This window comes from Pseudobdellovibrio exovorus JSS (assembly GCF_000348725.1).
Lineage (GTDB): Bacteria > Bdellovibrionota > Bdellovibrionia > Bdellovibrionales > Bdellovibrionaceae > Pseudobdellovibrio > Pseudobdellovibrio exovorus.
Genome location: NC_020813.1, coordinates 1,309,171 through 1,335,154, shown reverse-complemented (window position 1 = coordinate 1,335,154; position 25,984 = coordinate 1,309,171). Strand labels below are relative to the sequence as shown.

Genomic DNA, 25,984 nt, shown 5'->3' with positions numbered 1-25,984 from the left:
ATAAAACTAGACTTTGATTGAGCCTTTTTTTAGGCTTTTAGTATCTCTTTATATTTTTATAGATCGTTTTTGGGGGATTTTATGAAATGGATTTTATTGGCTACTTTAGGTTTTTTTGCCTCACCTGCATGGGCTATTTGTGAAAACAGTACGACTTATTCAGGAATTATCCAAATCACACAATTTTGGAATACAAATAGAGCGGCTTGCGCCTTGAATATTCAACCTCGTAATACACCAAGCTCTCAGTATCGCTCTTTCTATGTGGACAGTTCAGGGCTATTTGTCGTGCAAAACTCTTATGGTTTAGGGCCTGCAAAAACGCATAAAGGCTACCGTGAGTTTTTCATTCTGCCTTTAAAAAACTACAAACCCACATACAAAATTGAATCTAACCGCGATGTCAGCGTCACATTAGTTTCTGGACATGTTCTGCGTATTGCTGGACGCGACTTTGCCGTTAAGGAATTATCGCCGGGACTCATTCAAGAAAGTCCCTTAGCACGCGATAACTCTGGGGGATTTGAATTTTATCTAAAAGATGGTTTCTGGTTTGATGGAGGGTTTCGTGTTGGAGTTAGCCCTTTAAGCTACCCATTGGCTACTTCCGTTTTAAGATCTGCCAAAAGCCCTTCCGTTATATCTTGCCGCCTCACAAACCAAGAGTATTTGGCCTACAAAGAAGGTAATTTTGTTGTCCGCTATGGCGACGAAAATCTAATCGAGTTTCTTCGTTATTCCTGCGGACAACTGAGTTTTTAATTTTACTCTTTTAAAACCGGCGTGATGTTGAGCTCTAACTTTTTGCCTTGGCGAACAACGCCCATTGTAACAGCAAGGTCCGGCTTAGCTGACTGAAGAGCATAAACATAATCATACAAGTTTTCTATATTGATATTGTTGAATTCTATGATCACATCACCCGCTTTTAAACCTGCTTTTTCAGCCGGAGAATCTTTAGAAGCCCCAGAAATTTTAACGCCTTTAACACCTTCCTGACTGTAATCAGGTATAGTACCCAAGTAGATACGGAAGTTTCTACTACCGCCACCACCAGATCCTGAATTTCCTGAAACATGGGCGTAATTTACAATTTGAGAATTAAAATGTGCTAACTTTGAAGTAAAGACACGGACGACATCTATGACTCGTACAAGCCCAGAATGATTAATCGTCTGCGCTGTATCACGCGGAGTGTGATACTCTTCATGAGAGCCTGTTGTAAATGAAATCGATGGGATTTCGGCCAAATAGAACGACATAGCATCCGTTGGTAAGTAGGGATCAGAAGTTAGTGTTAAAGGCACGCCCGTAACTAAAGCGACCTCTTCACTTAGTCCCGCCCATTCTTTTGCCGAACCAGTGCCCTGAACTTGAAGTTTATCGCGAAGGCGACCAATCATATCCATATTCAATGACGCTTCAAAATCTTGATTAAAGTCCCGCCCTGTTTGTTTTTTCCAGCTTTTAGTAAAATGTGCCGAGCCTAAAACTCCGATTTCTTCACCTGACCAAACCGCAAAGTACACAGGTTTCTTGAGCTGCTTTTTTTGTGCATCTAATGAATAATAATGTGCAAGCTCTAAAATCCCAGAGACACCAGACGCATTATCATCGGCACCATAATGTATATCCGACTTATCTGTGGCCGTCGCTAAAGAGGAATCAATTCCTGTACCTTGTCCCAAGTGGTCGCCGTGAGCCCCGATAATAACTGATTTAGGTGTTTTTTTAGATTTCACAGCGGGTAGAATTTTTCCGACAATGTTTCGACCTGTTGATCGCTGTTGCTGTAACCCAATTTTGGCCGAGATATACTGCGAGCTTAAAGAAAAGCCTTCCGTCAGCTTACCAGTCGAAAAGGACTGTTCTAACTGAGAATAATTTTTAACTTTAGCATCAGAGGCTGAGAGCAATCGGTTGAAAGCTTTTGTTGAGATCTTAATTACTGGTAAAGTATTTTCAGAAATACTTCCTTCGAATTTCAAATTCTTCAATCCGACATCCGTTACAAAAATAACACCAGCGGCCTGTTGGTTCTTGGCCACGGTCACTTTGTGCTGCGGTCTTGAGTAGATTAGAAGATGCTGATTGAGTTCTTTATTTGAACCAATAGGCAGATGATCTAAAAGAATCACCCACTTATCTTTAACATCTAGATTTTTATACGAATCAAAAGCCGTTAGTTTGTCTGTCGCAGGAGCTTTAATTCCATAACCAGCAAATACGACTGGAGCCGCATTAAAGTCCCCAGAGCGTGAATAGGAGATCACTTGATAATCTTCACCACGCTTTAAATTAGCTTCTAAACGTCCTTTGAATTCAATTGAGTTATTTTCTGTAGCAATAACTGATGAAGTGAACTCAAAGCTCTGAATAAAAGAGTTTCCAAAGACAGGAACCAATCCCCATTGTTTAAACAAATTAACAATTTGATCTGTGTATAAGCGCTCTTCTTCCGAGCCAGTCATGCGTCCCTTAAGCTCTTCAGAGGCCAAATAGTCTACGATTTGCTTGGTGTCGTCAGCTGAGATCTCTGGAGACAAATGTAAAGCTGACTTATTAAGAGGTCTATTTTCTATCACTAACTTTAAAGCTTGTTCGTGATCCCAATCTGCCAAGTAAATCTGACTTTCACCTTTTTCATTTCTATGGGTCCAAGATATTTTTTTACCATCTGGAGTAAATGTTGGAAGCCCGTCAAATCCATCTGCAAAAGTCACACGTATAGGTATCCCCTGCCCATTAGCATCTACGATAAACAACTCAAAATTCGCATATCCTAAAATTGAGGAGCCAAAAATGATATACTCACCTGATGGGTGGTAAAATGGCGCCCACGACATGGCATTCAAACGAGTCACTGACTGCTGTTCAGAACCATCTACATTCATTGTGTAAATTTCGGCGCGATTACCATCCGGAGTGAAGCGTCTCCATGTAATTTTCTTACCATCAGCACTGAAGAACGGACCTCCATCATATCCACGAGCATGAGTGAGTCTTTTAACCTGTGACCCATCAGACTTCATAATGTAGATTTCCATCATGTAAGATGGGTCTTGTTCTGCAATCTTTTTTTCTTCAGCAGTCAGTTCATCCGTATAAAAAGAGCGATTAGATGCAAAGGCGATCCATTTTCCATCTGGAGAATAAGAGCCTTCAGCATCGTATCCCAATTCTTTAGTTAAACGCTTTATGTTTTTACCACTAAGATCTGATTCAAAAATGTCGTATTGGTCATCATAGTTCCATGAATAGCGTTTTTTTACTGGTTGTGCTCTTTCTGTATATTCAGCTTTCACCTTTTCCGCAATTTTAGGGTCAAGGTGTGTCGAAGACCACATTGCTTTTTTGCCATTTGGATGTAGCCATGCACAGGTTGTCATGCCTTTACCTGTCGAAATACGTGAGCTTTTACCGCTGGCCAAATCTAGTAAAAATATCTGATAGAAGGGGTTCCCCTCTTCTCTTTCTGATTGATAGACCATCTTTTTACCATCTGCACTGAAATAACCTTCACCAGATCGGCTGCCAACAAAAGTCAGTTGCTTCGAATTCGTAATAAGGGTGTTTGGCTTATCAATAAATAAAGGCTTTGAAGTGTTTTGCGCTAAAACCTCAATTGTAGACAAAGTTATGGCTAAAACAGAGGCTAAAAAAACCAAAAAGAAGTGATATTTTTTCATGCTTAATTTCTACGAATCACGAGTGAATATGTCAAAATCTATTCAAATAGATCTTTTTCTGATAATGTATTGAAATGAACGATTGCTCATATTTCCCTCAATGTCGTGGTTGTACGCACTGGGACAAACCCTATGCTGAACAACAGGCCTTAAAAATACAGAATCTACGGGATCTTATCGTTCAACACGAACTTCCTCATTGTGAAATTGAGTTCTTAAGTTGCGGCGAATCTCAGCTACGCCATCGTGTCGACTTCACTGTTCAATATGATGAAGTGACTCAGAAACACATCTTTGGCTTTTATAATCAGAATAAGCAACTTTTGGATATTCAAAAATGCCTGCAAATGGCCCCGAGCCTACAGTCCATCTACTCGGAATTTACAAGCCTTCCTTTTTTCTACAAAGGTGACATTCCTATCAAAAAAGGATCTGTCCGACTGCGAGTCAGTCCTCATGGTCAAAAAGGATGCTGGCTTGACTTTTCGAATGTCGAAATCAAAGAGCTTTTAGATGACCAAATATTATTACAAAAACTTTTAGATTCAGATTTTTTTGTTGAGATCGGCCAAAAAGGAAAGTCGTTAATTAGACTAAATGGGAATTTAAAGCTAGCTGATCCTCAACCTCGAAGCTGGTTTCAAACTTACGATAGATATGGCCAGCCGATTTCGATGCAAGGTCTGATCTCGGATTTTACACAACCCTCATGGGAAAGTGCCTCTTTACTGGTTCAAATTACGAATCAATGGCTGCATGAATTCTCTAAAAACCAAACATCAACTATTTTGGAATTTGGCAGTGGGCTAGGACAGTTTACTTTGTCATTTTTAAAATCTGGCCATCGCGTTACCGCCTGCGAAGTGGATCAATCCTCATCACAGAATCTATCTTTGCATGCAGCACATTTAGGTCTTAGTGACAGGTTACAAATTCATGTGGCTGACTTCCACCGGAAATCCATTGTCGATACGATGCCCATTCAACAGACGGATTCATCTATCTACGAATGGGCTTTTGTAAACCCTGCAAGATCGGGATTGAAAAAATTCACAGAACAAGTCATTGCATCTTCTGCAGATTATATTATTTATGTTTCTTGCTATCCACAAAGTATGGCTACAGATATTCAACAGTTGAGTTCATGTTATGATTTAATTGATTTGAAAATAGTCGACCAGTTTCCACAGACAGATCATTATGAAAGCGTAGCTTTATTGAAGCGTCAGCATCATGGATTTAAAGAATAAACATGTAAACCGGAAATCTTACCAGCTAAATCCCTTTTAAAAACTAAGGACAGCAAAGGCAGCACAATCACACCCGTTAATAAGACCACTGTTGTTCTAAGAATCACTTTTAAAGCGTAGTTCCTCTGAACTCTTTGAGCTGGTTGCCCTAACCGCAAGCTACAAGTCCATTCTCCTAAAGACGCACCTAAAAACAGACGCATCATCACCAAATATCCCCACGCACTAAAAAGAAAGGCCAAGACAAACAATTCAGCTGTATTATCAATTGCAAGAATTCTAAAAAACTCGCGAGCTTGTGTTTTCATGATTAAAGAGAAAATAACTACACTAAAACAACTCAAAGAAATAAGAACGAGCGTATCGATAGAGGCAGACATCCAAGACCATAACGCTAATTTAAAGCCAGATTTTTTACGTGCCCCGCTGCGAAAGCCAGTGTCCGCATCAACAAATCCCTGATCTTTTTTAAAAAGACCAGAGATTTTGTCATAAGACTTATTTGGATGACGTTGAGGTATATCTTGTCGAATGATCTCTGGGTTCAGCATTCATGAACCCTATCGACCCGTTCCACTACCGCTTCCAGATCCTGTTCCAGTTGAAGTTCCTGTTTCAGTCGTGCTTGATTCCGGAGGACAGTTCATTGGATTCTGATACGTTTGTCCATTCCAACATGAGTATGACGGACATTTCGCCAAAGCTTCTTCTGATGTCGAACCTGTCACGATAGATTGATCCGGACATGTGTAAGTATTTGTTGGAGCCGCTGTTGTAGCACAAACTGGACATGGATCAGAAGTTGTTCCTGTCGCACGACTTTGTCCCGGAGGACACGCCGTACATGCACACTGGCCATTAATAGATGCCAATGGCGGAGTACATGTTTGAAGACATGGAGCCGGAAGTCCATTCGGGCATAAATCTGGAGCGGCCTGTGGACCTGCCACTGTATTTTTAGGGATCAATTTCGTGATCGCATAAATCGCCCCTGCTGTTACCAGCACTGGCACAGCAACTTTTCCAAGTTTACATAACCAATTACATTCATTACCACGTTGGCGCTCTCTTGCTTGAGGTGGCGGTTCCGCAGGCGCTGCTGGTGGTTCCACCGCTGGAGGTGGAGCCGGAGTTTCAACAGGTGGAGGAGTCGCCGTTGCCACCTGAGCAGGCACACATCGTGTTCCTGGAGTCACTTCACTTGCAGGAGTTCCTGGACATGTACACATAAGGTTGGCTTCATTTAACTGACCACCATTATCAGTACATTTCGCTGCGAAGAATTCATTAACAAACAGTTGTCTGCGATAAAGATTGTCACAGGCTTCCCAGTAATTACGCTCATGTGCGAAATCATTATCTGATTCTACTTGGCAGCTTGCACGTGCTGTACGAATTTCGTTATTAAAGGCATCACGTAGCAACACCACTTGTTGTAGCATGTTACTATCAATTGACCCGCCTTGACCGAAAATACTATCTGCCGTTGTCAGACCACGGAATTTCAGTAAGCCCGTGATGTACTGATCCGTCAGTTGGAAGTTATTAGCCGCCTGATCAGATTTTAGCGCATTTACTCTTTCAGATTCAGATTGCGACATATTATCCGCACCAAAACGCCCTTGAGTACGGGACGTATCGCGAACCACATCAATTTTATTCGTAGCTAATTTACTTTGTGAATCACAAAGACCATCCCAGTGAGTCGCTCTTTGAAAGTCACTGCTACTACTAGCATCTGGTGTTACACAGATAGGATTTCCGTTCGGAGCACCGAAAACATACGGATTACAAGCAATTTGTCCGCCACTACAAGCTTGTTTAGCCGCAGCATAAATACTGTTCTGCCCGCCACCGCTGTATTGAGCATCAATTGTACGATAATTACATCCACCGGATTGCGTCCGTTCCGCTACATAACCTGCAATAATACAAGATTGCCCTGGATCATAATTACGAGTTCCGCCTCGAGCGGCATCAATATTATCAGCAAAGGCTTCACCGATATTTAGGTAATGCAAAAATGTAAAGAAACTCTGATTTTGTTGTTCAAAAATCTGAACGCGTTTTTTCTTCTTTTGATCTATCAGCTCTTTTTGTTTTAAAACTTCACGCGCATCTTGCCATAGCTGTCTCATCGTTACGATGTAACTTGCTTTTTGACGAGCCGACATATTCTTCCATGAGTTAGCATTTACTGCAGGATAAGCCACATGGCGGAACTTTTCTTTATTTGTTAACGCTGTAACCTGAGGTTTTGATGTGTATTGAATTTGTTTACGGAATTTTTCGTCACCATTGAGTACGCGATAGATCATATCTTGATAGTTAATAACATCAACTTCACTGATGAATGTATTTTGAAACTTCAACAGGCGACCGCTTTCACCCAACCACTGAATGTTTATCAGTTGCCCATCGGCTGAAGCCACGCGAATAACTGGAACCTCTTCCCCTTGAGTGTTCTTAGAGGTCGCAACCTCAAAGCGAGGCATTGGCGTGTTTTTATATGTCATAAAAACGGCTTCAACTTCTTTTTGAATACGCGGAGGAAATAAGTGTTTATTCTTCTGATAGAACTCGCCGGTAGTGATACTTTTATTAAGTCCTAATTGATTAACGTAACCTTGCATCTCTTGGCGAGTTATTTTTTTTACCTGTTGAGCAGCTGCCAAAGGAGACATCAGCATTGACCATGCTGATGTCCAGATTAAAGTCCACTTAATAAGATTCGTAACACTTTTCATCTTAACTCCTAGTACTAACTAGTTACCTGTTCCTGAAGGAGGCAATCCACCGCTACAAGTTTGTCCTGCTGGACAGCTGTTACCTGATCCACCCTCGTTTTGTACTGGACAAGTTTGTCCTGTCGTAATGTAAGTTGTGCCATCTGGACATTTCGGACACAACGTTAAACTTTGTCCAAGTGCCAACTTACTTCCATCTGGACACTCTGGCGGCTGTGGAACATCTGTACATGTACACGTATTAGCATCAAAAAGCTTGTATGGTTTAGGACATGCATTAACGGCCTCAATCGGGCACGCACAATTTGGAGGCGTACCCACTTTAATACCTGGGCAACTTACCGGAGGATTTGGATCACAACCACACGTATTTGGATTATGAGTTGATCCCGTTGGGCAAGATTGAGCATTCGGACACGCACAGTTCGGATATGTACCTACTTGAGGTAACACACACTGTTGTGGTGGCTTAGGACACAATTCCACATTGCGATTTGGAGCTTGTGATCCATCCGGACACAATACAGGCGGCTCTGTTGGAGGTGTCTTTTTCTTCTTCTTTTTCGCAAAGGCAAAGATACCAAATAACGCTAGACCCGCTAAAGCTATTGGCACAATTGAAGAACTACTACATTTATACTTACCTTTTGAATCTGGCCCTTGTGGATCTTTACCTGAAGAACATTTGCAATCTTCAGTTAAACCAGAAGCTCCCGGATAACGATCTTCACAAGTTGGTGTCACTACAACTGGAGGAAGAGTTGGAATAGCACCACCGCAGGCTTGACCAAAATTCACAAGACTACCATCTTCACACTTACATAGGTTAGTTCCTGCTTGGTCAGTTTGCGTTTTATTGATCTCAGTTTTTGGATTGTTTAATGAAGACTCTTCTGAGTCGTATTTACCAACATAAGTCGTTGTTTCGTGACATGCTTTTTGACGATATTGCGCTATCACACGTTCAGTAAATAACCAACGACGATGCAACTGTTCACAGGCCTGTTGTTGGTAGGTTTCGTGTCTTCCCGCATTGTCGCGCAAAGAAGCACGGCAAATTCCAATGGCTCTGTTGATTTCAGCTTCAAATTGGCTTTGGATACGAACCATCTCGGAATCGATTGCCAAATTCCATTCGCCATCTAGGATTTGTTGTAAACCACCATGACCCTTATGAGCCAATACGCCATCTAAGTACTCTTTTGTCAGACGGAAATCTTCTGCACGCTGTTCAGATTCAATTGTTTGTAACTGAGTTTGGCGAACAGCTGCGTCTTCAGATAAAGTCACATCAAAAGAAGATGTATTTAAACGACTTCCTTGATCACAAATACCTGGGAAAGTGGTCACGTTTTGGAAGGCACGAGCATTTTTATTTACACAAAGAGGTGTTCCCTTTGCAGATGAAGCTGTATCTCCCGAACCATTACCTCCTGGATAACCATAGATAACTGGATTACACGGAACATAAACGCGATCACTTGAAACTTCACGACTTGGATTAGCTCTTACGTCTAAAGCACCACAAGTTGTTGCGGCTTCAGCCACGTAGGATAACTCACCACCTTCACGATAGCGTGGATTTTGAAGAACATTTTGGATATTACAAACTTGCGCTCTTTGTCCTTGGTAGTTCACTCCCGGAGCATAACCATCAGCATCATCAATATAACCAGCCACTACACACTGTCCAGAAAATGCACCCGCTGCTGTTTGAGCAAAAGCCTCTTGTCCAAAGATAGCCCGATAGAAATTTTCAATAACCGCTGACTCTTTGTTTTTCTTTGGAGCAACACTGCCAGATTTTCTTTGGAATGCAGCTTCGACTTGTTTAGCACTTAAACGCATCATACGCATCTTAACGATGTAATCAGCTCTTTGATTTTTAGTCATAGATTTCCAAAGAGATGGAGTGACTCTTGGGAAACCTTGGAAACGTAACATGTCTTTTTCAAATTGATTCTTAGGCTGTTGAGCAGCTGCTAAAGATCTAGCGCGATAAGCTTGCGCCTCTTGACGATACTTAGGATCACTTGCCTCGATTTTAGAGTAAATTTTCTCTATATCTTGCAAATCATTTTCAGTTAAAACAACGCCATTAAATGTCGCCCACTTATTCTTTTCACCAAAGAACTGAACGGTTTGAGTTTTTCCATTTTGTGTAAAACGAATAACTGGGATTTGTTCGCCACTAGTATTGCGCAAAGTACTGAATTCAACTTCAGGCATTTTTGCATTTTTATTTTGCTTAACAAAATCGTCGATATTTTTATAAGAATAACCTGGTGTATAGGCCTTAATGTTCTTCCAAAAGTGATCCAGCGTGGTATTTCTATTTAAATTCAGCTCTTTAATAGATTGAGCGACTTCTTCACGAGAGATACGTTCTGCCTGCTGCCCGAGAGCCACCGGAGAAAATACCATCGTCCAACATGCTGTCGCAATAGCTGTAGTTTTAATCGCTTTAAAATAGAACTGCCCCATCATTTGACCTCATTCCGATACACTTAAGTAATCAAAAACAAAATTCTTTTACATTATCTTTTCGGTACAAGAGCTATTTAACTTTATGAGACATTTAAACAAATCATTATGCGACGTCTCACTTTGAGGCGCTCTGGCGTATCTAGAACTAAGTTCTAGACTTTAGCCACCTCTCGAAGTCTTGTTTAAACTCTGCGCTGAGTTGTCTAAACTCGACTCTGGCGCCGAATTCCAATCTTTCTACGACTTCGGCATCCGCTTCCGCCTGTGAAATTTCTAGGAATTTAACTTTTAAGATATCCCCTTTTTTAAACTCACTGGTTTCCTCGAAGGATAATCGGCATCCCGTATGAGAGATCGACTCAGTTGTTGCTTTCACACCATTGGCAACTGCCGGTGTGCGAATATCAAAGCGCTTCACATTGGTAAACCAGTTTGCGCGACGATCTAAGTAAGGAAATCTGAAATAAGAGGCAATAACCAAAACGCTTAATGTGCAGATAATAGCAAGGACCGAAAAGATCTTTAAAAATGCAGGGTCAATAGAGTTCCCATCCACATTAAACAGGCGGTAAGCATTGATACACAACACTAACAGCAATGTTCCAATGGCGATAGACCATGAAAGCTTATGTGGCCTAAAGAGCAAAACTCCTGTGACAAAAAGTAAACCCAACCAGATCCAATCCAAGGCCGGAATACTTTGAATAAATGGAATTAAAACGTTTATATCGTGCCAGTTTTTAACTCCGGATCCTGCAAAACTGATCAGGATATTTCCTATCGGAGCTAATAAAAATAAAAAGGCGATTATGTAGACTCCTACGGGCTTCTTCAAAGCTGCTTGGCTCATGGTGTTCTCCTAACATCCATAGCTTATTCAACTTATTTCGGGTTGACTATATGAGGCTAGACCTCGGTCTAGCTCTCGTTGGCAAAAAGAGCTCTCCTCTGTAGAATTCTTGGAACATCACAACCTTGGAAGCTCCATGAACGATCGTTTTATTCAGTCTCAATCTCTTTACGAAATCCTCGATATTGAAACCTTCATCCTGATTCTTTTATTAGGACTGACCGCCTTCTTATTTTACAAATTCTTCCTAAAGAATGCGACTCCAGAGCGCCACCAGAGCATCAAGGGACATCTAAAAACTCTGGCGAAATACTACGCTATTTTTGTTGGCATTTTTTTGCTCTACCGCCTGCTTTACCATACCCATTTATTTGCTGCACCAACGCTGCTGAGACTTCGCCCCTATCTGGGATTCGCCACCTTTGTCGCTGGAGCACTTTGTTTCGTTAAATCCAGCCGCCTTCTAGTTTTACAGTATCTTTTCCGCGGCTCTATGCGTGCGGGCGTTCCCATGCTGCTGGTGAATATCTTTTCACTGGTACTATCTATCGTCCTTGCCCTATGGACGTTCAGTAATATCTTTGGAGTTCAACTGACTCCATTATTAGCCACGTCAGCCGCATTCTCTATTATCCTCGGTTTGGCCCTACAGGACACTTTAGGTAATCTGTTCGCCGGTATCTCTTTACAGATCGACAAGACATTTGAAATTGGCGATTGGGTGGAAGTTATGAATTCATCCAATAAAATCGTAGGACAAGTCAAAGAGCTCACTTGGCGTTCAACCGTTCTTGTTGGATTTTCTGACGAAATGATCACTTTACCAAACAAACTAATTGCTCAGTGTCAGGTTTCCAACTTCTCTCCGGAAGGGACTCCCATCCTGAGAAGTCAAACGATCAAATTTCCATTCGGAACAGATATTCCTCAGGTCTTATTGCTGCTAGAACAAGCGGCTACACAGATTTCTGAGATCCGCGCGCATCCTGCCCCATTAGCCTTTGTTCTAGAGACAAATGATCAAGGATTTGCTGTAAAATTGATATACTTCATTGACAATTATGGTCGCCAATTCGCAATAGGAAATAAAGTTTTAACAACAGCTCTTGATTTACTGAGTAAAAATGGTATTCAAACAGCCAGACCTAGTTTTCATGTGCAACAACAAATTTAGCGGACTGAGCTTATGACACCAACTATCCCAAAAGTGAATCGCCAACACCCTCTTGCTGTTAAAATCCGTAAGCAAATCACACAGGCCTTGGCTGAATTCAACATGCTCAGTAATGGCGACAAATTAATGGTCTGCGTGTCCGGCGGAAAAGACTCTTCAATTCTGACCATTCTTATGGAAGAAATTAGAAAAAGAGCCGAAATCGAGTTTGAATTCGAAGCGGTCATGCTGGATCAAAAACAACCCGGCTTTGATGCCACAGCTTATCAAGCATGGTTAGAATCCGAAGGCATTAAACTGACGATCTTAGAAAAAGACACCTACTCTGTAGTGACTGATAAAATTAAAGATGGTGTCTATTGCTCTTTGTGTTCAAAAATGCGCCGAGCTATTCTTTACGATTATGCTTTTGACAATAAGTTTTCTAAAATGGCTTTAGGACATCACCGCGATGATGTGATCGAAACAACTTTATTGAATCTTTTCTATGTTGGGCAACTATCAACAATGCCTCCGAAGTTACGCTCGGATGACAATCGCAATACTGTTGTTCGTCCTATGATTTTTGTAGCTGAAAAAGATTTATCCCAGCTCGCGACCGAATGGGGTTTCCCTATCATCCCTTGCAACCTTTGCGGCTCACAAGAAGGTATGAAACGTCAAAAAATGAAGAGATTGATTCGCGATCTAGAAAGTGACATTCCCCAATTGGGAGCCTCTTTTGCGAATGCTTTACAGAACACCAAACCAAGTCACCTGATGGACCATAAACTTTTTAACTTTAGGGAATTATGAACTCACAGCAATTTCAAGAATTAAAAAACACAGCTTTATCCTTCAGAACAGAGTCAGCAAAAGAGCGCCTTGCTCGTTTAAAAAAAATCACAGTTTGGATTAAAAGCCATCAGGAAGAGATCATAGAAGCTCTTCAAAAAGATTTTAAAAAACCTCGCTTTGAAAGCATTATTTCTGAAATCGCTCCAGTCCTTGAAGACATTCAACACACGTCGCAACATCTTAAAAAATGGATGAAAGATAAATGCGTTAGTACTCCCTCGACTCTTTTTGGTCATAGCAGTCGTATTCGCTACGAAAACAAAGGTGTCGTTCTTATTATCTCTCCGTGGAACTATCCATTTCAATTGGCACTCAGCCCACTGATTCCCACATTGGCGGCGGGTAATACGGCTGTTATTAAGCCGTCAGAGTTGACTCCACATACATCAGCCTTAATTAAACGACTTATTGAAGACTGCTTTCCCGCGAATCAAGTCTTAGTCGAATTGGGTGCCAAAGAAAAAACTGAAGAGCTCATGTCTTATAACTTCGACCATGTGTTTTTCACGGGGTCTACTCAAGTTGGACGCATTATCGCGAAGTCATGCGCGGAAAGACTTATTCCTGTTACCCTTGAGTTAGGCGGCAAGTCCCCGACGATTATAGATGAAACTGCGGATCTGGATGAAGCGGCAGAAAAAATCTTCTGGGGAAAATACATTAATCGCGGACAGTCGTGTATCGCTCCGGACTACATTCTTGTGCACGAATCTGTCGCGACCACATTTACACAGAAGCTGCGTCTCTTAGCTGATAGCAATGCTGCCAGCGATAAAGCCCTCATCATCAGTGAGCGCCACCATCAGCGCCTACAAAAACTTGCGCGGACGGATCGTGATTTAAATGCTCAGACATTAGAAGTTTTAGAAATTGAAAGTACATCCCACAGCATCATGTCCGAAGAGGTCTTTGGCCCCGTCATGCCCGTTCTTCGCTATCGCCAACTCAGTGATCTTAAGAATTTAATTGATACTAAGGAAAAACCTTTAGCTCTTTATGTCTTTTCTAAAAAACAAGATAATATCAAATGGATTTTAAATAATTTCACTTCTGGCGGCGTCGGTATCAATTCGGTCCTTATGCACTTTGCAAATCATAATTTGCCATTCGGAGGAATCGGCCAAAGTGGTGCTGGCCGTTACCATGGGCACTATGGGTTTTTAGAGCTGAGCCATCAACGCGCTGTTATTGAGCAGAGGTTCTTATCTGTAACACGTAAGTTGGTTCTACCACCCTACACACCATTTAAATATAAACTCCTAAGCTGGTTAAAGTAAGAATACCAGTTCCATTACCACTTAATTTTTTCAGAGCGATTTCTTTTAATTTCGCTCTGCTTTTTCTTGCTATCGAGGCGCTTCTGCACTGAGCTTTTTTTAGGTTTAGTGGGGATACGCTTTTTCGGTACAATGAGGGCATCCGAGATTAATTTATTAAGATACTCATAAGCCTTCTGTTTATTGCTTTTTTGGTCACGTTCATCTTCAATACGCAGCAAAATTTCATCTTCCTGCACGAGTCGATGGGATAACTTTTTTAATACTCTTTGTTTCTGAAGATCACTCAGTACTAAAGACTTTGAAATAGAAAATCTTAATTGGACCGCTGAGTTGGTGCGGTTAACATGCTGTCCGCCCGCCCCTGAAGAGCGGGTGACAGAAATCTCAATTTCATTCCAAGGGATAATAAACTTCATTATTTTAAAGAGCGACAGCTCACTTCGTAGATCACATCACGTGACCACATGCTGAGGCTTAAATCACGCTCGCTGCTTGCAGGACCTTCACTGTAAAGTCTCATATCGTAGTTATACATATAAGCTTCTACCGTGTAGCCTCCATTGGACTTTTCACTGAGATAAGAGATAGCTTCAGTTCCATCGTCAATCACGATTTTCTTAGCCCCATCTGTTTTCACAGTTGTACTGGATACCTCTTGTAAGTTGATCAAAGTGCGACACTTAAATTCCGCGGCGAAAGCATAGCTCGATAACAATAGTGAACAGATAATAAGAAATCCTTTTCTCATCTTATCCTCCTTAAGATATCTCAACTATATTACATGCGACTGTTCGATAACAAATAAAACTATTGCTAAAATGATAAGTCCGACGCCAGAAACCAGTTTTTCATGTTCTTCTAGCCAGTGCATTTTGTAGCGCTCGATTGTTTTAGCTGATAACCATGTAAATCCCAGCATAGTTCCCAGTGTTCCCACAGCCAAAACCAAGCTCAGCAATACAAAACCTTTCCACCCGTAGCTAACAGCACTTAAGTAGACAGGCAAAAAACTTTCGCAAGGCGAAAACGTCAAGAGAGAGAGCAAACTTAAAATTGCCCAACCATCCCGCGATTTACGTTTTAAATCATCTTGATGATTATGGTCGTGATTATCTTCACAGTGGCTGTGCTTATAGCCACGTTTGTATTGATAGATCTGATACAGACCAAACAAGGCTATTGAGGCGCTAGCAATCGTAATAAAGTAGGTCTGAATACGGCTGTGATAAACTCCCAATCCTAAAACGAAAATCACAGCTCCGAGCAATGTGGTCATAATCACATGACCGAAACCCGCAATCAGCAGGATGGATTGTGTCTTGGACCATGACCACTTTTGTGTGCGAGATGCCATAACAAAAGGCAGCCAATGAGTTGGTATCATCGCGTGTACAACTGCAATAAAGAGACCCGTTAAAAGAATTGGCAATATACTGAAATCACTCATGAAAGCGAATTTTTAATCAATTAAATGTAGCTTGGCAAGGAGTGCTTGATATGACCTTTAAAAACTGCTAGTTTTTACAAATCTTTTCAGCTCAGTCGTCTCTTGGCGTAGTTGGTAGCGCGTTCCCTTGACATGGGAAAGGTCACTGGTTCGAGTCCAGTAGAGACGACCAATTTCTATTCAGAAATTTCTAAACATTGATATATCTAATTGATGCCGTAGGCTTCGCGAATATAGGAATCTGGCGTCGGATTAAAGAGTTTCAATCCATTTAAACGGCGATGATTTTCAATAAAGCTGCCATAACAACTTGAAAGCTGTAGTAGTTCTGGCAATACGCGGTCTTGCATATCAAAGCCTCTGCGCTCGATACGGAAGCTATTGCGTTTACGTAATTCCGAGTACTCTTCGGCGCTAACTTTGCCGTAAGCCGCCGTTTCTTCATGAAATGCCTCTGGCACTTCTGGATCAATTGCATGCATTAATTCGTGTGACAACATAATCGCCACAAGACCTAAATCATCTGTGGGATCAAAAAAGATTTTACGTTTTTCACCATCGTACATATAGACAGCTCCGGCTTTTGGTAAAAAGCCATAGCTGCGTCTTACGTTGTAATTAAGATGAATAAACTCATGTGGATGCTGATGATTCAAAGAGCGAAACCGAGATAATAGCTCACGACCCGTTGGCGTCATTTCCAAAAGCTCAAAGGCTCGTTCATGACTACCGACAGGTTCATTTAATTGCCACTGTTTACCTTGAGCAGACAAAGTGCATGCCTCCACGGCCAGAGTTTCTTTAACAAATGGGTCTTTAGGGACATGATCTGGATCGACCATACCAGGAAATCCAAAGCCGAATCCCTGAGCTGATGCCATTCCTGACATAAAAAGAAGTAGAGTGAATACTGATTTATTAATATTTTTAATCATGTGATTTGCGCTTACTTAATTATTGTAGAATGTAGAAATTAGTTCTTTAAACAACGAGCATACAAGCTGCGGATATTCGACATGGCAGAGACTCTTAAATTATTTAAATACTGAAGATCGCCGCGCTCTAACTGTTGAGCTAATTGTGCATCATTAGGATTGTTATCAAGGTCTGTTTGAATCTTTTTAAAACGAGTGTAGTCAGCATCTGAAACATTGGCCGCAGGTAACCCTGTAGTTTCATCCAACTCTAAAACAATTCTATGTGCTGTGCTGATAACTTGGTCGTAATGAGCTTGGCTTTGGACTCTACGTCTTAACTGAGAAACCTCTGAACTTAACACAGTAGACTCGCGTGATATGTAAACAACATCCTCGCAATCTAATGAAGCAAAAGATACAAGTGGGAACATCATCAAAGTACAAATCATCATTACTGGCTTCATTATCATCCTCCGGATTGCTTTAAATCTCTTATTGAAGAGTGATATTGCTAAAGTTATGCCATCTACGATTACTGTCTAACTAGTTGAATACACTAGTGGATGTCTCATTTTGAATGCCTAAGTTTTTCAAACCTGCCTAAAAAAATCTAATCACTGTGTTGGTCGAATCTTTTAAGTCGGACTATCCCTCTACTTTAGGCTTAAGATTGCCGATGAGAATCTTATCTCAATTATATACAGTGAAAGATGAAGAACCATGAAAGTTAAATGGAAAAGACAGGCAGAATCTAATCGCTACAGTTTATTGGGAGCGGCTGTTTTTTCTATTATCCTGCTATTGCAATTCAATAATTGCGGCGGCCAACTGAATTCTCAATTTCAAGAAAGCTTACAAGGTAATTCCTCACTGGCCGCAAACACTCAGCTGAACACTCCAGTTAATCCTTCAAATCCTTATTATCTACAGTGTATCTCGTCATCAGATGCAGCTAAAATCAATAGTTCACTAAGCCAATCTGTAAAAATGAATGGCCTTGCTGTCGACAGCAAAATTACCTCTTTAGATTGGCAACAAGATGAAGACCTGATTGTCACTTTAGATAATAGCTGTGTCGTTGAAAAAGATTTTTCAGATCCTATTTTATCTTATATAGACAGCCAAGATATACAAACACAACGTCCCTACACTGTTTACACCATCAAAAAGGAAAAGGTAAAGAATCTAAAACTTTTCATAGCTCAAGCTCTAGATAGCGAATGCCTTCTTTCTGCGGAAAAAGATGGACTTGTACAAATTAAAAATGTTCAAGATCCACAATTCTCATCTCAACGTCATTTAAGTTATATTGGAGCTTCAGAAAGCTTTCTGGATACTTTGATGAGCTACAACTCAGGACAGCTTTATCCTGTAAAGGTCGCTATTATCGATACAGGTATAGATACCACCAATACGGATCTACAGTCCCAGTTCGCCCGCAATTCCAGTGGACAGATCATAGGGCACAACTCAACGGAATCGAGCAATGATTTTTTATCTGACTCTGGCTACCACGGAACTCATGTCGCTGGTCTTATTGGAGCCACTTATAAAAATGGTCTTAATGGATCAGGTGTCTACGGACGCAATATAAAGATATATCCCGTGCGTGGATCGAACAATGGGGATACATTTCGCATCGCTGATCTGGCGAATGCTATCATTTGGGCAGCCGATCAAGGTGTTGATATTATCAATCTAAGCCTTGGCACACCTACAGAGTACAGCTCGATCAAAAATGCGATCAGCTATGGTATCAGTAAAAATATCATCTTCGTTGTCGCCGCAGGAAATGAAGGTAAGCTATTAGGCTCAGCCAATCCTCAATATCCGGCAATGTATTCCACTCAGTTTTCTGGCCTTGTCACAGTTTCTTCAATAGATGCGAGCACTGGTGGTCTTAGTTCTTTTAGTAGTTATTCCTCAACCTATGTGGATATACTAGCACCCGGCAGTAATGGCAGCACAGGTATCGCTTCGACCATTCCCATAACAGCTAGCAACAGCGCTGGATTTGCTTCACGTGTTAAATACGAAGATGGGTCAACAGGACCGATTCAAGGAACATCAATGGCCGCACCTTTAGTTACAGGAGTTTTAGCAGCAGGTATTTCTATGGCTAAATCTCAAGGGATTACTTTGACGAATACAGAATTGAAAACACTTTTAAAAGCAAGTGCCGCAAAAAGCCCTAGCTACACTAATTTTTCATCTTCGGGCAACTCTTTGAATTTACCCTCGTTTTACAACCACATTAGAAATAAAATTTACACTTTGTCTAATACCACGCCTCCACCCACAACGAGCACAAATTATCTGAACATCACTCAGCAACCAGTGGATCGACAACTTCTCATCGGCGAAAACATTGAATTAAACATCGAAGCTACGAGCAATAATACTATCAGCTATCAGTGGTACAGAAATAACCAGCTCATCTTAGGAGCTACGAGCAAAAATTATAAAATTAGCGGAGCAAACGAGAATAGCTCCGGTGCTTACCACGTTATCGCTTCTACATCATCTGACTCAGTTAAAAGTCAGACCATCGCAGTAAAAGTCGCTCTTCGTTACTGTAATTGATTCAATTGATTTTTAAAAATTTTAACCCACTCGACATAGAGTTCTTGCAATGTCTGAGTACTTCCATGTTGAGCCATGGAATCAAACTGTGGATGAGATACGCCGCAAGCCCGTAGTCCCGAAAATAGGGATAAGTCATTACGGACATTCAGACTCAGTCCATGTTGGGAAACTCCATTTTTAATCTGCACACCACAAAACGCAATCTTCCCCTTTTGTGTATAGAGCCCCACCGCTTTATCATCTAACTGAGACTCAATACCACATCGTCGCAAAAGCTCCTGTGTTGTCTGAAGTAATAACATCACGTAATCACGCACACCTATCCCCAGCTCGCGCAGATTTAAAACAGGATAGATCACCAACTGCCCTTCCGAGTGAACAGTGGCCAAGCCTCCTCGGGTCGAACGCGCCACAGGAAGACTAGCTCCAAAAACTTCTTCTGCTAATTGAGCGCGATATCCTAAAGTTAACACGGCGGGATGCTCTAAGCCCATAATGTAGTGGCTCTTTTTATTTTGGCTGATAGCCAATAGATCTTGCTGAATTCCTACGGACTTTTCGTACTCAACACAGCCAAGATAAGAAGACTCTATTTGCAAACTAGTAGATTTCGATTCGATCATTTTCTTTAAAACCTGCTCCGGAATGAATGACGCCAACGGCACCATCTTGTCCAAAGAAATCTACCACTTCCAAGGTGCCTTTAACTCGCCCACGCACTTTACCCACATGATAGCCTAGCTCTGGATCGTAGATTTCATTTCCATCTTCTACTACTTTTAAAATATCTCCAACTTGAACACCAGAAATACGTCCTACATTTAAATAGATTCTATCACCATGAAAAGCCGCTATACGGCCTTCCCATATGATTTCCTTTAGCGCCTCTTCCAATTGATCGGCATAATCCATAAAGGCTTCTTTGATTAACATCTCAGACAGTTCAGAATTACGTGCAAAAAAACTATCTGCAGTGGTGCTTTCTGGAATTCTAGATTCATCGTCATCCACGCTGATTGTTTTCACCATGTTGAATAACTCTTGCCCTGAACGCGTACTCACAAGTCGGGCTTGCACCACAACATCAAAAGCCACAGGCTTCGTCGCCGTAGAAACTGTATTACTCAGCACCGCTTCTTTTTCATCTTTGAAGCGCATATCAATAATACGACCTTCTAATAAGGCACTCACACCAACAGTTTCTGAATCCTTAGCAATAGCCTTTAGATCATACATATTATCTTTGACGTATTTATCCAGTGATAACTTTAAAACAGAGGGATCCAAGGCGATCATATTTTCAGTCGCATTCAGACTATCTACTAAACCATCGCGCGATTGGCGTAGAACTTTAACATCATGGACTCCTTTGCGATCAAGTAAGGGCAATACCACTACTCTTTTTTTAAGCTCCTGACTTTCCTGATCTTTTTTGATATCGCGATTGCTGATAGTTTTGCGGATACCCAACTTTGGAGCTGGAGTTTCAACAGGAACCTCTTCTTGAGCAATAGGAGCTGGCTCTTCACCTCGTTTATGCACAATCGAGCATGATGATCCCAAAAAGACAAAAGCTAATAAAAAAATAAGTCTTTGTTTCATCTTGTTTCCTCTAGGTAACAGACTATCTTAATTATTCACTTCAATAAAGTCCGTACGGCCAAAAAGCTGGTGTATTCCCTCAAAAAAGCCATCTGATATCTGCACTTTTTTACCTTCTTCTGGAATCAGCTCAATCTGCTCGCCGTCTATATTCATGATAAGACAAACGTCTGTGTTCCCTTTATTCTCATCCAACATCTGCGAAAGTTTTTCAAAATCATCTTTATCGATCTTGTCCAACCTCATCGAGATTTTCTTAGTTTTTACAAGAACCTCATCAAAAAGAGCAAAGCTATCGACGATGATTTTAGGATTTCCCTCTTCTACCTCTAGGCCACCGCCAATAAGAACGGGCTTTTCCTCTTTCAAGAGGTGACCATATTTTGAAAATGTATCCGGAAAGATTACAAGCTCTACCGAACCTGTCAAATCTTCCAGTCGACCGAACGCCATCCGCGTTCCTTTTTTAGTAATCAGCTCTTTATGTTCAGCAATTAGACCCGCAAGGATAACACGTGTTTTATTACGAGGCTCGCCCCACTTTGGTTTTTCCTTCGGTTTATCAGCTTGTGCACCTTTAGCTTTTTCAAAGTACTCAGGAAGCTCCAGAACACTACACGAAGACCAGACCTTCGAAAAATTTTCAAATCCTCTTAGAGGATGATCACTCAGATAGAACCCTAGAACCTCTTTTTCAAAAGACAGAGCTTCCATCCGCGTCCAAACATCTACCTTTGGTAAAACGACTTTGGATTCCTCTTTAGAAGCGAGTTCAAATAAAGATACTTGTCCTAAATCACGATCTTTCTGTGATTCGGCAGCACGATCTAAAAACTGAGGATATCCCGCCATCAACTGAGCACGATGATATTCAAAGTCATCAAAAGCACCGGCTTTAATTAAACTTTCAATTACACGTTTGTTGACGCGTTTTAAATCTATTGTATTGAAAAACTCTTCCATAGAAGAGAATTTTTTATTTTCCAGAGTATTACGCGCTTCTAAAATCGCCTCTACTGCCGATTGCCCCACGCCTTTAATGGCTCCCAAACCGAAATAGATTTCTTCACCATTTACTGTAAACAGGTAATCCGAAAAATTCACATTCGGAGTCCGAACCACCAGACCACGTTTTTGAGCATCTTTTACGTACTTGACGACGTTGTCTGTGTTGGCGACCTCTGTTGAAAGTAAGGCCGCAAAAAATTCTGCTGGATAATAATGTTTAATCCATGCGGTCTGAGCCGTCAAAACAGAGTAAGCTGCCGCATGGGATTTATTAAATCCATAATCGGCAAATTTATACATCAATTCGAAAAGTTCTTCTGATTTTTTCTGATCATGACCGCGCTCGACAGCGCCATTGATAAAGCGCACGCGATGCTGATCCATCTCTTCTTTGATCTTCTTACCCATCGCACGACGAAGCATATCGGCTTCACCAAGACTATATCCTGAAATCAAAGAAGCGATACCCATAACTTGTTCTTGGTAGACCATAATTCCATAGGTCTCTTCCAAAACTTTTTTTGTGTCGTCTAATAGGTACTCAACCGGACTTTCCCCGTGCTTACGCTTAGTGAAGTCAGGAATATTTGCCATCGGACCCGGACGATATAACGAGGTAATCGCCGTGATATCCGCAAAACTCGAAGGTTTAATTTTACGAGTGGCATCTGTAATCCCCTCACCCTCGAACTGGAAGACCCCAGCTGTATCACCGCGCGAAAGTAACTCATAAATTTTACCATCATTGATATCGATTTCGCTTTCCGTAATTTTAACACCACGATTTTTCGCAACAATCTTTAAGGCTTGATTGATATGAGTTAGTGTTTTTAAACCTAAGAAGTCGAATTTAATAAGGCCGATTTTTTCGGCATGCTTCATGTCGTACTGAACAACGTTTTCGTCGTCAGCCCCTTTGTACATGGGAGCATGAGATGTTAAGTCTCCATCGGCAATGATAACTCCGGCGGCGTGAATACCCGCATGGCGAACCATACCTTCTACTTTTAGGGCTAATCCTATTAAAGTATCGATAGTCGGATTCATTTCCATCATTTCACGAATCCGCGGTTCCATTTCTAAAGATTCACTTAAAGTGATGCCCAATTTATCTGGAATCAGTTTTGATACCTGATCCACTTCAGCAAACGTTAGCCCCAGCACGCGGCCGACGTCTTTAATCGCCGCACGCGTCTGTAGTTTTCCGTAAGTGATAATCTGGGAAACCGAAGCCGATCCATATTTATTTGTAACGTACTGGATCACTTCTTGGCGTCTATCCTGACAGAAATCGATATCGAAATCCGGCATCGAAATACGTTCGGGATTTAAGAAACGTTCGAATAGAAGAAAATTCGGTAGTGGGTCTAAATCTGTAATTCTTAAGCTGTAGGCCACCAAAGAACCAGCACCCGAACCACGACCTGGTCCCACAGGAATATCATGATTTTTCGCCCAGTTGATGAAGTCTTGGACGATCAAAAAGTATCCATTAAAACCCATGCGATCAATGATACTCAGCTCATAGCTGAGGCGATCATAGTAATCTTTTTTGTTTTCCTCAGTAAATGTGCGGCCTTGAGCCGTTAATTCTTCGAAGCGTTTTTCTAAACCGGATTTAGCACGGAAGGCGATCTCTTCAACAACACTACGCCCTTCTTCTGTCGGAAAGCTCGGTAAGTGATAAATTTGCTTTCCATTTTCGTCTTTTAATTTGAACTTAACATCGCATCTTTCTGCGATTTCAAGTGTATTTTTAACGGCATCTGGAATGTCAGCAAACAACTCTTGCATTTGATTCGGGTTTTTAAAATAAAATTCCGAACTGCCAAGTTGAAATCGAGATTCATCTGACAATGTTTTATTGCTTCCAATACAAACCAGAACCTCTTGCGCAATTTGATCATCCGCGCTGAGGTAATGTACATCGTTAGTTGCGACAACGGGAAGATGTAATATTTTCGAAGCTTCTAGAATAAAGTTATTAACATCATCCCATTCTGGTTTTGTACGACACATTTCAAGATAAAGACGATCATCAAAAACTTCTTTTAGCTCTTTTAATCGCTTCAATGCCGCTTCTGGACCTTCTTTAAAGAAAGTATCAGCCAGCTCACCGCGGAATCCACCTGTCAGACAAATAAGATCGGAACCATATTCCTTCAGAACTTCATTATCAATACGAGGTTTCCAATAAAAACCCTCTTGATACCCAATAGAACTCAATTTGCATAGATTTTGATAGCCTTTAAAATTTTGTGCTAACAATACTAAACGGCGTGGCCCTAGAGCGATCTCGGAAAATCTTTGGTTGGGGTCCTGCTTTTTTTCATGGCGCGAAGCCGGCGCCATATAGGCATCTAGCCCTAAAATAGGCTTCACGTTTTTATCACGGCAAGCAAAGTAAAACTCAATGGCTCCGAACATATTCCCATTGTCAGTTAAAGCCACTGCGGGCATCTGGTATTCAGCTGCCTTTTTAGCTATAGCCTTAACTCGGCAAGCGGCTTCTAAAAGAGAGTATTCTGAATGAGTGTGAAGGTGAACAAAACTCATCTTATTCCCACTCGATCGTAGCTGGCGGTTTGCTTGTTATATCATAGACCACGCGATTCACACCACGTACTTGATTGGTAATTTCATTAGAAATAGACTTTAAAAACTTTGTTTCAAAATCATACCAGTCAGCGGTCATTCCATCCACAGAGGTAACAGCTCTTAACGCCAGAACATTTTCATAAGTTCTGCCATCGCCCTGAACTCCGACAGTTTGAACTGGCAATAACACGCAGAATGCCTGCCAAATTTTTTCATACAGGTTTTCACGACGGAGGGCTTTAATATAAATGTCGTCGGCCTTACGCATGACATCTAGTTTTTCTTTTGTCACTTCTCCAAGAACACGAATAGCTAACCCCGGTCCTGGGAATGGATGGCGTGAAATGAATTCGTGTGGCAGACCTAAATCTTCCCCCAGACGTCTGACTTCATCCTTAAATAAATTCCTAACAGGTTCCACTAATTTCAAATTCATTTTTTCAGGTAGTCCACCGACGTTGTGATGGGACTTAATTGTCACACTGCCACCCGAAGAAGATACACTTTCAATCACATCGGGATATAAAGTTCCCTGCGCCAAAAATTTAATTTTATCTTGATAGCTTGAAAGTTGTTTTTTGATTGTCTCTTCAAATATCTGAATAAATAGTTCGCCAATTTTTTTGCGTTTCTTTTCTGGATCAGAAAGTCCTTTAAGAGCTGTTAGAAATGTCTCTTCTGCATCAACACCAATAACATTAAGACCAAGAGTCTTATACGCCTGCATCACAGTATCAAATTCATTAAGACGAAGGAGTCCATTATTCACAAAAACGCAGTGAACTCTATCTGCTCCTAAAATTTTTGTTAATAGCGTTGCAACCACAGAAGAGTCAACACCACCGCTAAGAGCGCAAAGAACATGATCCTTATCGCCCACAGTGGTACGCACATACTTTTCGGCCGCATGCAGAACTTGTTCGTGTTGCCAGTTGGCCTCAGCTCCGCACCACTCTGCAAAGAAGCGTAAAAATTCAGTGCCATACTCAGAATGCGAAACTTCTGGATGGTATTGAAGACCCATAACGCGGTCTCCGGCAAATCCAGCTATATGTTTTCCAGTACGAAGTAATTCTTTAGTTTGACTTGGAATTTGAGTCACCACATCGCCATGGCTCATCCAAATACGATGCTGGCGAGGCCATGACATTTTGTATTCCTTGTGCAAATCCGCATGCCATTCGATTTCAGTTAAACCATATTCACGCGTGGAACCTTTTTCAACTTTACCACCTAGTTGGTGGGCTAGAAGCTGCATCCCATAACAAATACCCAATACAGGTGCCATTTGTAACAGTTCATTTACATCACGACTTGGGCTTGCTGAATCATAAACAGAATTAGGTCCACCACTTAAAATAATTCCGGCTGGATTGAACTCTTTGATTTTTTCTAAGGAAAGATCAAACGGACGAATTTCCGAATAATATCCTAAATCGCGCAAACGTCGCGCAATTAGCATTGTGACCTGTGAACCAAAATCAAGAATTAGAAATCCATTTTTCAAAATAC

The 25,984-nt window shown here is 41.3% G+C and carries 20 protein-coding genes and 1 tRNA gene; 7 read left to right on the top strand and 14 right to left on the bottom strand.

Annotated features, from left to right (window positions below; all coding sequences use genetic code 11):
• Positions 1-81: 81 nt before the first annotated feature.
• Complete coding sequence (locus tag A11Q_RS06580; RefSeq protein ID WP_015470014.1) at positions 82-762, top strand: hypothetical protein; 681 nt, start codon at positions 82-84, stop codon at positions 760-762.
• A gap of 2 nt (positions 763-764) precedes the next feature.
• Here the strand turns inward: A11Q_RS06580 and A11Q_RS06575 are convergent, their stop codons facing one another.
• Entirely contained in the window at positions 765-3,689 is a 2,925-nt protein-coding gene (locus A11Q_RS06575) for a M28 family peptidase (RefSeq protein WP_015470013.1), read from the bottom strand.
• Between the two features lie 74 nt (positions 3,690-3,763).
• Between A11Q_RS06575 and A11Q_RS06570 the strand changes: the two genes are divergently transcribed.
• Complete coding sequence (locus tag A11Q_RS06570) at positions 3,764-4,939, top strand: class I SAM-dependent RNA methyltransferase (protein ID WP_015470012.1); 1,176 nt, start codon at positions 3,764-3,766, stop codon at positions 4,937-4,939.
• Here A11Q_RS06570 and A11Q_RS06565 read toward each other — a convergent pair.
• The 4 genes from A11Q_RS06565 to A11Q_RS06550 form a co-directional block, all read right to left on the bottom strand.
• A complete protein-coding gene (locus A11Q_RS06565; protein ID WP_015470011.1) occupies positions 4,921-5,490 on the bottom strand; it encodes a hypothetical protein in 570 nt (189 codons plus the stop codon). The two genes, A11Q_RS06570 and A11Q_RS06565, sit on opposite strands and share 19 nt — an antisense overlap.
• Positions 5,491-5,499: 9 nt before the next feature.
• The gene (locus A11Q_RS06560; protein ID WP_015470010.1) at positions 5,500-7,686 is read right to left on the bottom strand and encodes a hypothetical protein; all 2,187 of its coding nucleotides are present in this window, start codon (positions 7,684-7,686) and stop codon (positions 5,500-5,502) included.
• An 18-nt stretch (positions 7,687-7,704) separates the two neighbouring features.
• Positions 7,705-10,173, bottom strand: a complete 2,469-nt coding sequence (locus tag A11Q_RS06555; RefSeq protein ID WP_041575134.1) for a hypothetical protein — start codon at positions 10,171-10,173, stop codon at positions 7,705-7,707.
• A gap of 145 nt (positions 10,174-10,318) precedes the next feature.
• Positions 10,319-11,023 carry a PilZ domain-containing protein gene (locus tag A11Q_RS06550; RefSeq protein ID WP_015470008.1) on the bottom strand — a complete coding sequence of 235 codons (705 nt, stop codon included), beginning with the start codon at positions 11,021-11,023 and terminating at the stop codon, positions 10,319-10,321.
• 136 nt (positions 11,024-11,159) lie between these two features.
• On the opposite strand from A11Q_RS06550, the gene A11Q_RS06545 reads away from it, so the two are divergent.
• The 3 genes from A11Q_RS06545 to A11Q_RS06535 are packed head-to-tail and all read left to right on the top strand — an operon-like array spanning position 11,160 to position 14,311.
• On the top strand, positions 11,160-12,197 hold the full coding sequence (locus A11Q_RS06545; protein ID WP_015470007.1) for a mechanosensitive ion channel family protein: 1,038 nt from the start codon (positions 11,160-11,162) through the stop codon (positions 12,195-12,197).
• Between the two features lie 12 nt (positions 12,198-12,209).
• A complete protein-coding gene (gene ttcA / locus A11Q_RS06540; RefSeq protein WP_015470006.1) occupies positions 12,210-12,992 on the top strand; it encodes a tRNA 2-thiocytidine(32) synthetase TtcA in 783 nt (260 codons plus the stop codon).
• On the top strand, positions 12,989-14,311 hold the full coding sequence (locus tag A11Q_RS06535; protein ID WP_015470005.1) for an aldehyde dehydrogenase family protein: 1,323 nt from the start codon (positions 12,989-12,991) through the stop codon (positions 14,309-14,311). The genes ttcA and A11Q_RS06535 overlap by 4 nt, the downstream gene beginning before the upstream one ends.
• 14 nt (positions 14,312-14,325) lie before the next feature.
• Here the strand turns inward: A11Q_RS06535 and arfB are convergent, their stop codons facing one another.
• The 3 genes from arfB to A11Q_RS06520 are packed head-to-tail and all read right to left on the bottom strand — an operon-like array spanning position 14,326 to position 15,761.
• Positions 14,326-14,730: an alternative ribosome rescue aminoacyl-tRNA hydrolase ArfB gene (gene arfB, locus A11Q_RS06530; protein ID WP_015470004.1), complete on the bottom strand. Its 405-nt coding sequence runs from the start codon at positions 14,728-14,730 to the stop codon at positions 14,326-14,328.
• Positions 14,730-15,062: a hypothetical protein gene (locus tag A11Q_RS06525; protein WP_015470003.1), complete on the bottom strand. Its 333-nt coding sequence runs from the start codon at positions 15,060-15,062 to the stop codon at positions 14,730-14,732. Before A11Q_RS06525 ends, arfB begins: the two co-directional genes overlap by 1 nt.
• 24 nt (positions 15,063-15,086) lie before the next feature.
• Positions 15,087-15,761: an urease accessory protein UreH domain-containing protein gene (locus A11Q_RS06520; protein WP_015470002.1), complete on the bottom strand. Its 675-nt coding sequence runs from the start codon at positions 15,759-15,761 to the stop codon at positions 15,087-15,089.
• Positions 15,762-15,857: 96 nt separating this feature from the next.
• Here A11Q_RS06520 and A11Q_RS06515 point away from each other — a divergent pair.
• Positions 15,858-15,933: transfer RNA gene (locus A11Q_RS06515), tRNA-Val, on the top strand.
• Between the two features lie 34 nt (positions 15,934-15,967).
• Here A11Q_RS06515 and A11Q_RS06510 read toward each other — a convergent pair.
• The gene (locus A11Q_RS06510; RefSeq protein ID WP_015470001.1) at positions 15,968-16,696 is read right to left on the bottom strand and encodes a hypothetical protein; all 729 of its coding nucleotides are present in this window, start codon (positions 16,694-16,696) and stop codon (positions 15,968-15,970) included.
• A 38-nt stretch (positions 16,697-16,734) separates the two neighbouring features.
• Positions 16,735-17,142, bottom strand: a complete 408-nt coding sequence (locus A11Q_RS06505; protein WP_015470000.1) for a hypothetical protein — start codon at positions 17,140-17,142, stop codon at positions 16,735-16,737.
• Between the two features lie 256 nt (positions 17,143-17,398).
• Here A11Q_RS06505 and A11Q_RS06500 point away from each other — a divergent pair, with 256 nt between their 5' ends.
• Positions 17,399-19,261, top strand: a complete 1,863-nt coding sequence (locus tag A11Q_RS06500) for a S8 family serine peptidase (RefSeq protein ID WP_015469999.1) — start codon at positions 17,399-17,401, stop codon at positions 19,259-19,261.
• Here the strand turns inward: A11Q_RS06500 and lipB are convergent.
• The 4 genes from lipB to guaA are packed head-to-tail and all read right to left on the bottom strand — an operon-like array spanning position 19,249 to position 25,979.
• Positions 19,249-19,887, bottom strand: coding sequence for a lipoyl(octanoyl) transferase LipB (lipB, locus tag A11Q_RS13505; RefSeq protein ID WP_015469998.1), 639 nt, complete (start codon positions 19,885-19,887; stop codon positions 19,249-19,251). The genes A11Q_RS06500 and lipB overlap by 13 nt on opposite strands.
• Complete coding sequence (locus tag A11Q_RS06490) at positions 19,865-20,866, bottom strand: hypothetical protein (RefSeq protein WP_015469997.1); 1,002 nt, start codon at positions 20,864-20,866, stop codon at positions 19,865-19,867. The genes lipB and A11Q_RS06490 overlap by 23 nt, the downstream gene beginning before the upstream one ends.
• Positions 20,867-20,893: 27 nt before the next feature.
• Positions 20,894-24,430, bottom strand: coding sequence for a DNA polymerase III subunit alpha (gene dnaE / locus A11Q_RS06485; protein WP_015469996.1), 3,537 nt, complete (start codon positions 24,428-24,430; stop codon positions 20,894-20,896).
• Position 24,431: 1 nt separating this feature from the next.
• Positions 24,432-25,979: a glutamine-hydrolyzing GMP synthase gene (guaA, locus tag A11Q_RS06480; protein ID WP_015469995.1), complete on the bottom strand. Its 1,548-nt coding sequence runs from the start codon at positions 25,977-25,979 to the stop codon at positions 24,432-24,434.
• Positions 25,980-25,984 lie beyond the last annotated feature (5 nt).

What these genes read in the sequence shown, in the direction of transcription:
- arfB (WP_015470004.1), bottom strand. Translation starts at nt 14,730, where the DNA reads ATGAAGTTTATTATCCCTTGGAATGAAATTGAGATTTCTGTCACCCGC.
- A11Q_RS06520 (WP_015470002.1), bottom strand. Translation starts at nt 15,761, where the DNA reads ATGAGTGATTTCAGTATATTGCCAATTCTTTTAACGGGTCTCTTTATT.
- A11Q_RS06505 (WP_015470000.1), bottom strand. Translation starts at nt 17,142, where the DNA reads ATGAAGCCAGTAATGATGATTTGTACTTTGATGATGTTCCCACTTGTA.
- A11Q_RS06490 (WP_015469997.1), bottom strand. Translation starts at nt 20,866, where the DNA reads ATGAAACAAAGACTTATTTTTTTATTAGCTTTTGTCTTTTTGGGATCA.
- A11Q_RS06555 (WP_041575134.1), bottom strand. Translation starts at nt 10,173, where the DNA reads ATGATGGGGCAGTTCTATTTTAAAGCGATTAAAACTACAGCTATTGCG.
- A11Q_RS06580 (WP_015470014.1), top strand. Translation starts at nt 82, where the DNA reads ATGAAATGGATTTTATTGGCTACTTTAGGTTTTTTTGCCTCACCTGCA.
- A11Q_RS06560 (WP_015470010.1), bottom strand. Translation starts at nt 7,686, where the DNA reads ATGAAAAGTGTTACGAATCTTATTAAGTGGACTTTAATCTGGACATCA.
- lipB (WP_015469998.1), bottom strand. Translation starts at nt 19,887, where the DNA reads ATGATCGAATCGAAATCTACTAGTTTGCAAATAGAGTCTTCTTATCTT.
- A11Q_RS06510 (WP_015470001.1), bottom strand. Translation starts at nt 16,696, where the DNA reads ATGATTAAAAATATTAATAAATCAGTATTCACTCTACTTCTTTTTATG.
- A11Q_RS06500 (WP_015469999.1), top strand. Translation starts at nt 17,399, where the DNA reads ATGAAAGTTAAATGGAAAAGACAGGCAGAATCTAATCGCTACAGTTTA.
- ttcA (WP_015470006.1), top strand. Translation starts at nt 12,210, where the DNA reads ATGACACCAACTATCCCAAAAGTGAATCGCCAACACCCTCTTGCTGTT.
- A11Q_RS06575 (WP_015470013.1), bottom strand. Translation starts at nt 3,689, where the DNA reads ATGAAAAAATATCACTTCTTTTTGGTTTTTTTAGCCTCTGTTTTAGCC.
- A11Q_RS06565 (WP_015470011.1), bottom strand. Translation starts at nt 5,490, where the DNA reads ATGCTGAACCCAGAGATCATTCGACAAGATATACCTCAACGTCATCCA.
- A11Q_RS06535 (WP_015470005.1), top strand. Translation starts at nt 12,989, where the DNA reads ATGAACTCACAGCAATTTCAAGAATTAAAAAACACAGCTTTATCCTTC.
- dnaE (WP_015469996.1), bottom strand. Translation starts at nt 24,430, where the DNA reads ATGAGTTTTGTTCACCTTCACACTCATTCAGAATACTCTCTTTTAGAA.
- A11Q_RS06570 (WP_015470012.1), top strand. Translation starts at nt 3,764, where the DNA reads ATGAACGATTGCTCATATTTCCCTCAATGTCGTGGTTGTACGCACTGG.
- A11Q_RS06550 (WP_015470008.1), bottom strand. Translation starts at nt 11,023, where the DNA reads ATGAGCCAAGCAGCTTTGAAGAAGCCCGTAGGAGTCTACATAATCGCC.
- A11Q_RS06545 (WP_015470007.1), top strand. Translation starts at nt 11,160, where the DNA reads ATGAACGATCGTTTTATTCAGTCTCAATCTCTTTACGAAATCCTCGAT.
- A11Q_RS06525 (WP_015470003.1), bottom strand. Translation starts at nt 15,062, where the DNA reads ATGAGAAAAGGATTTCTTATTATCTGTTCACTATTGTTATCGAGCTAT.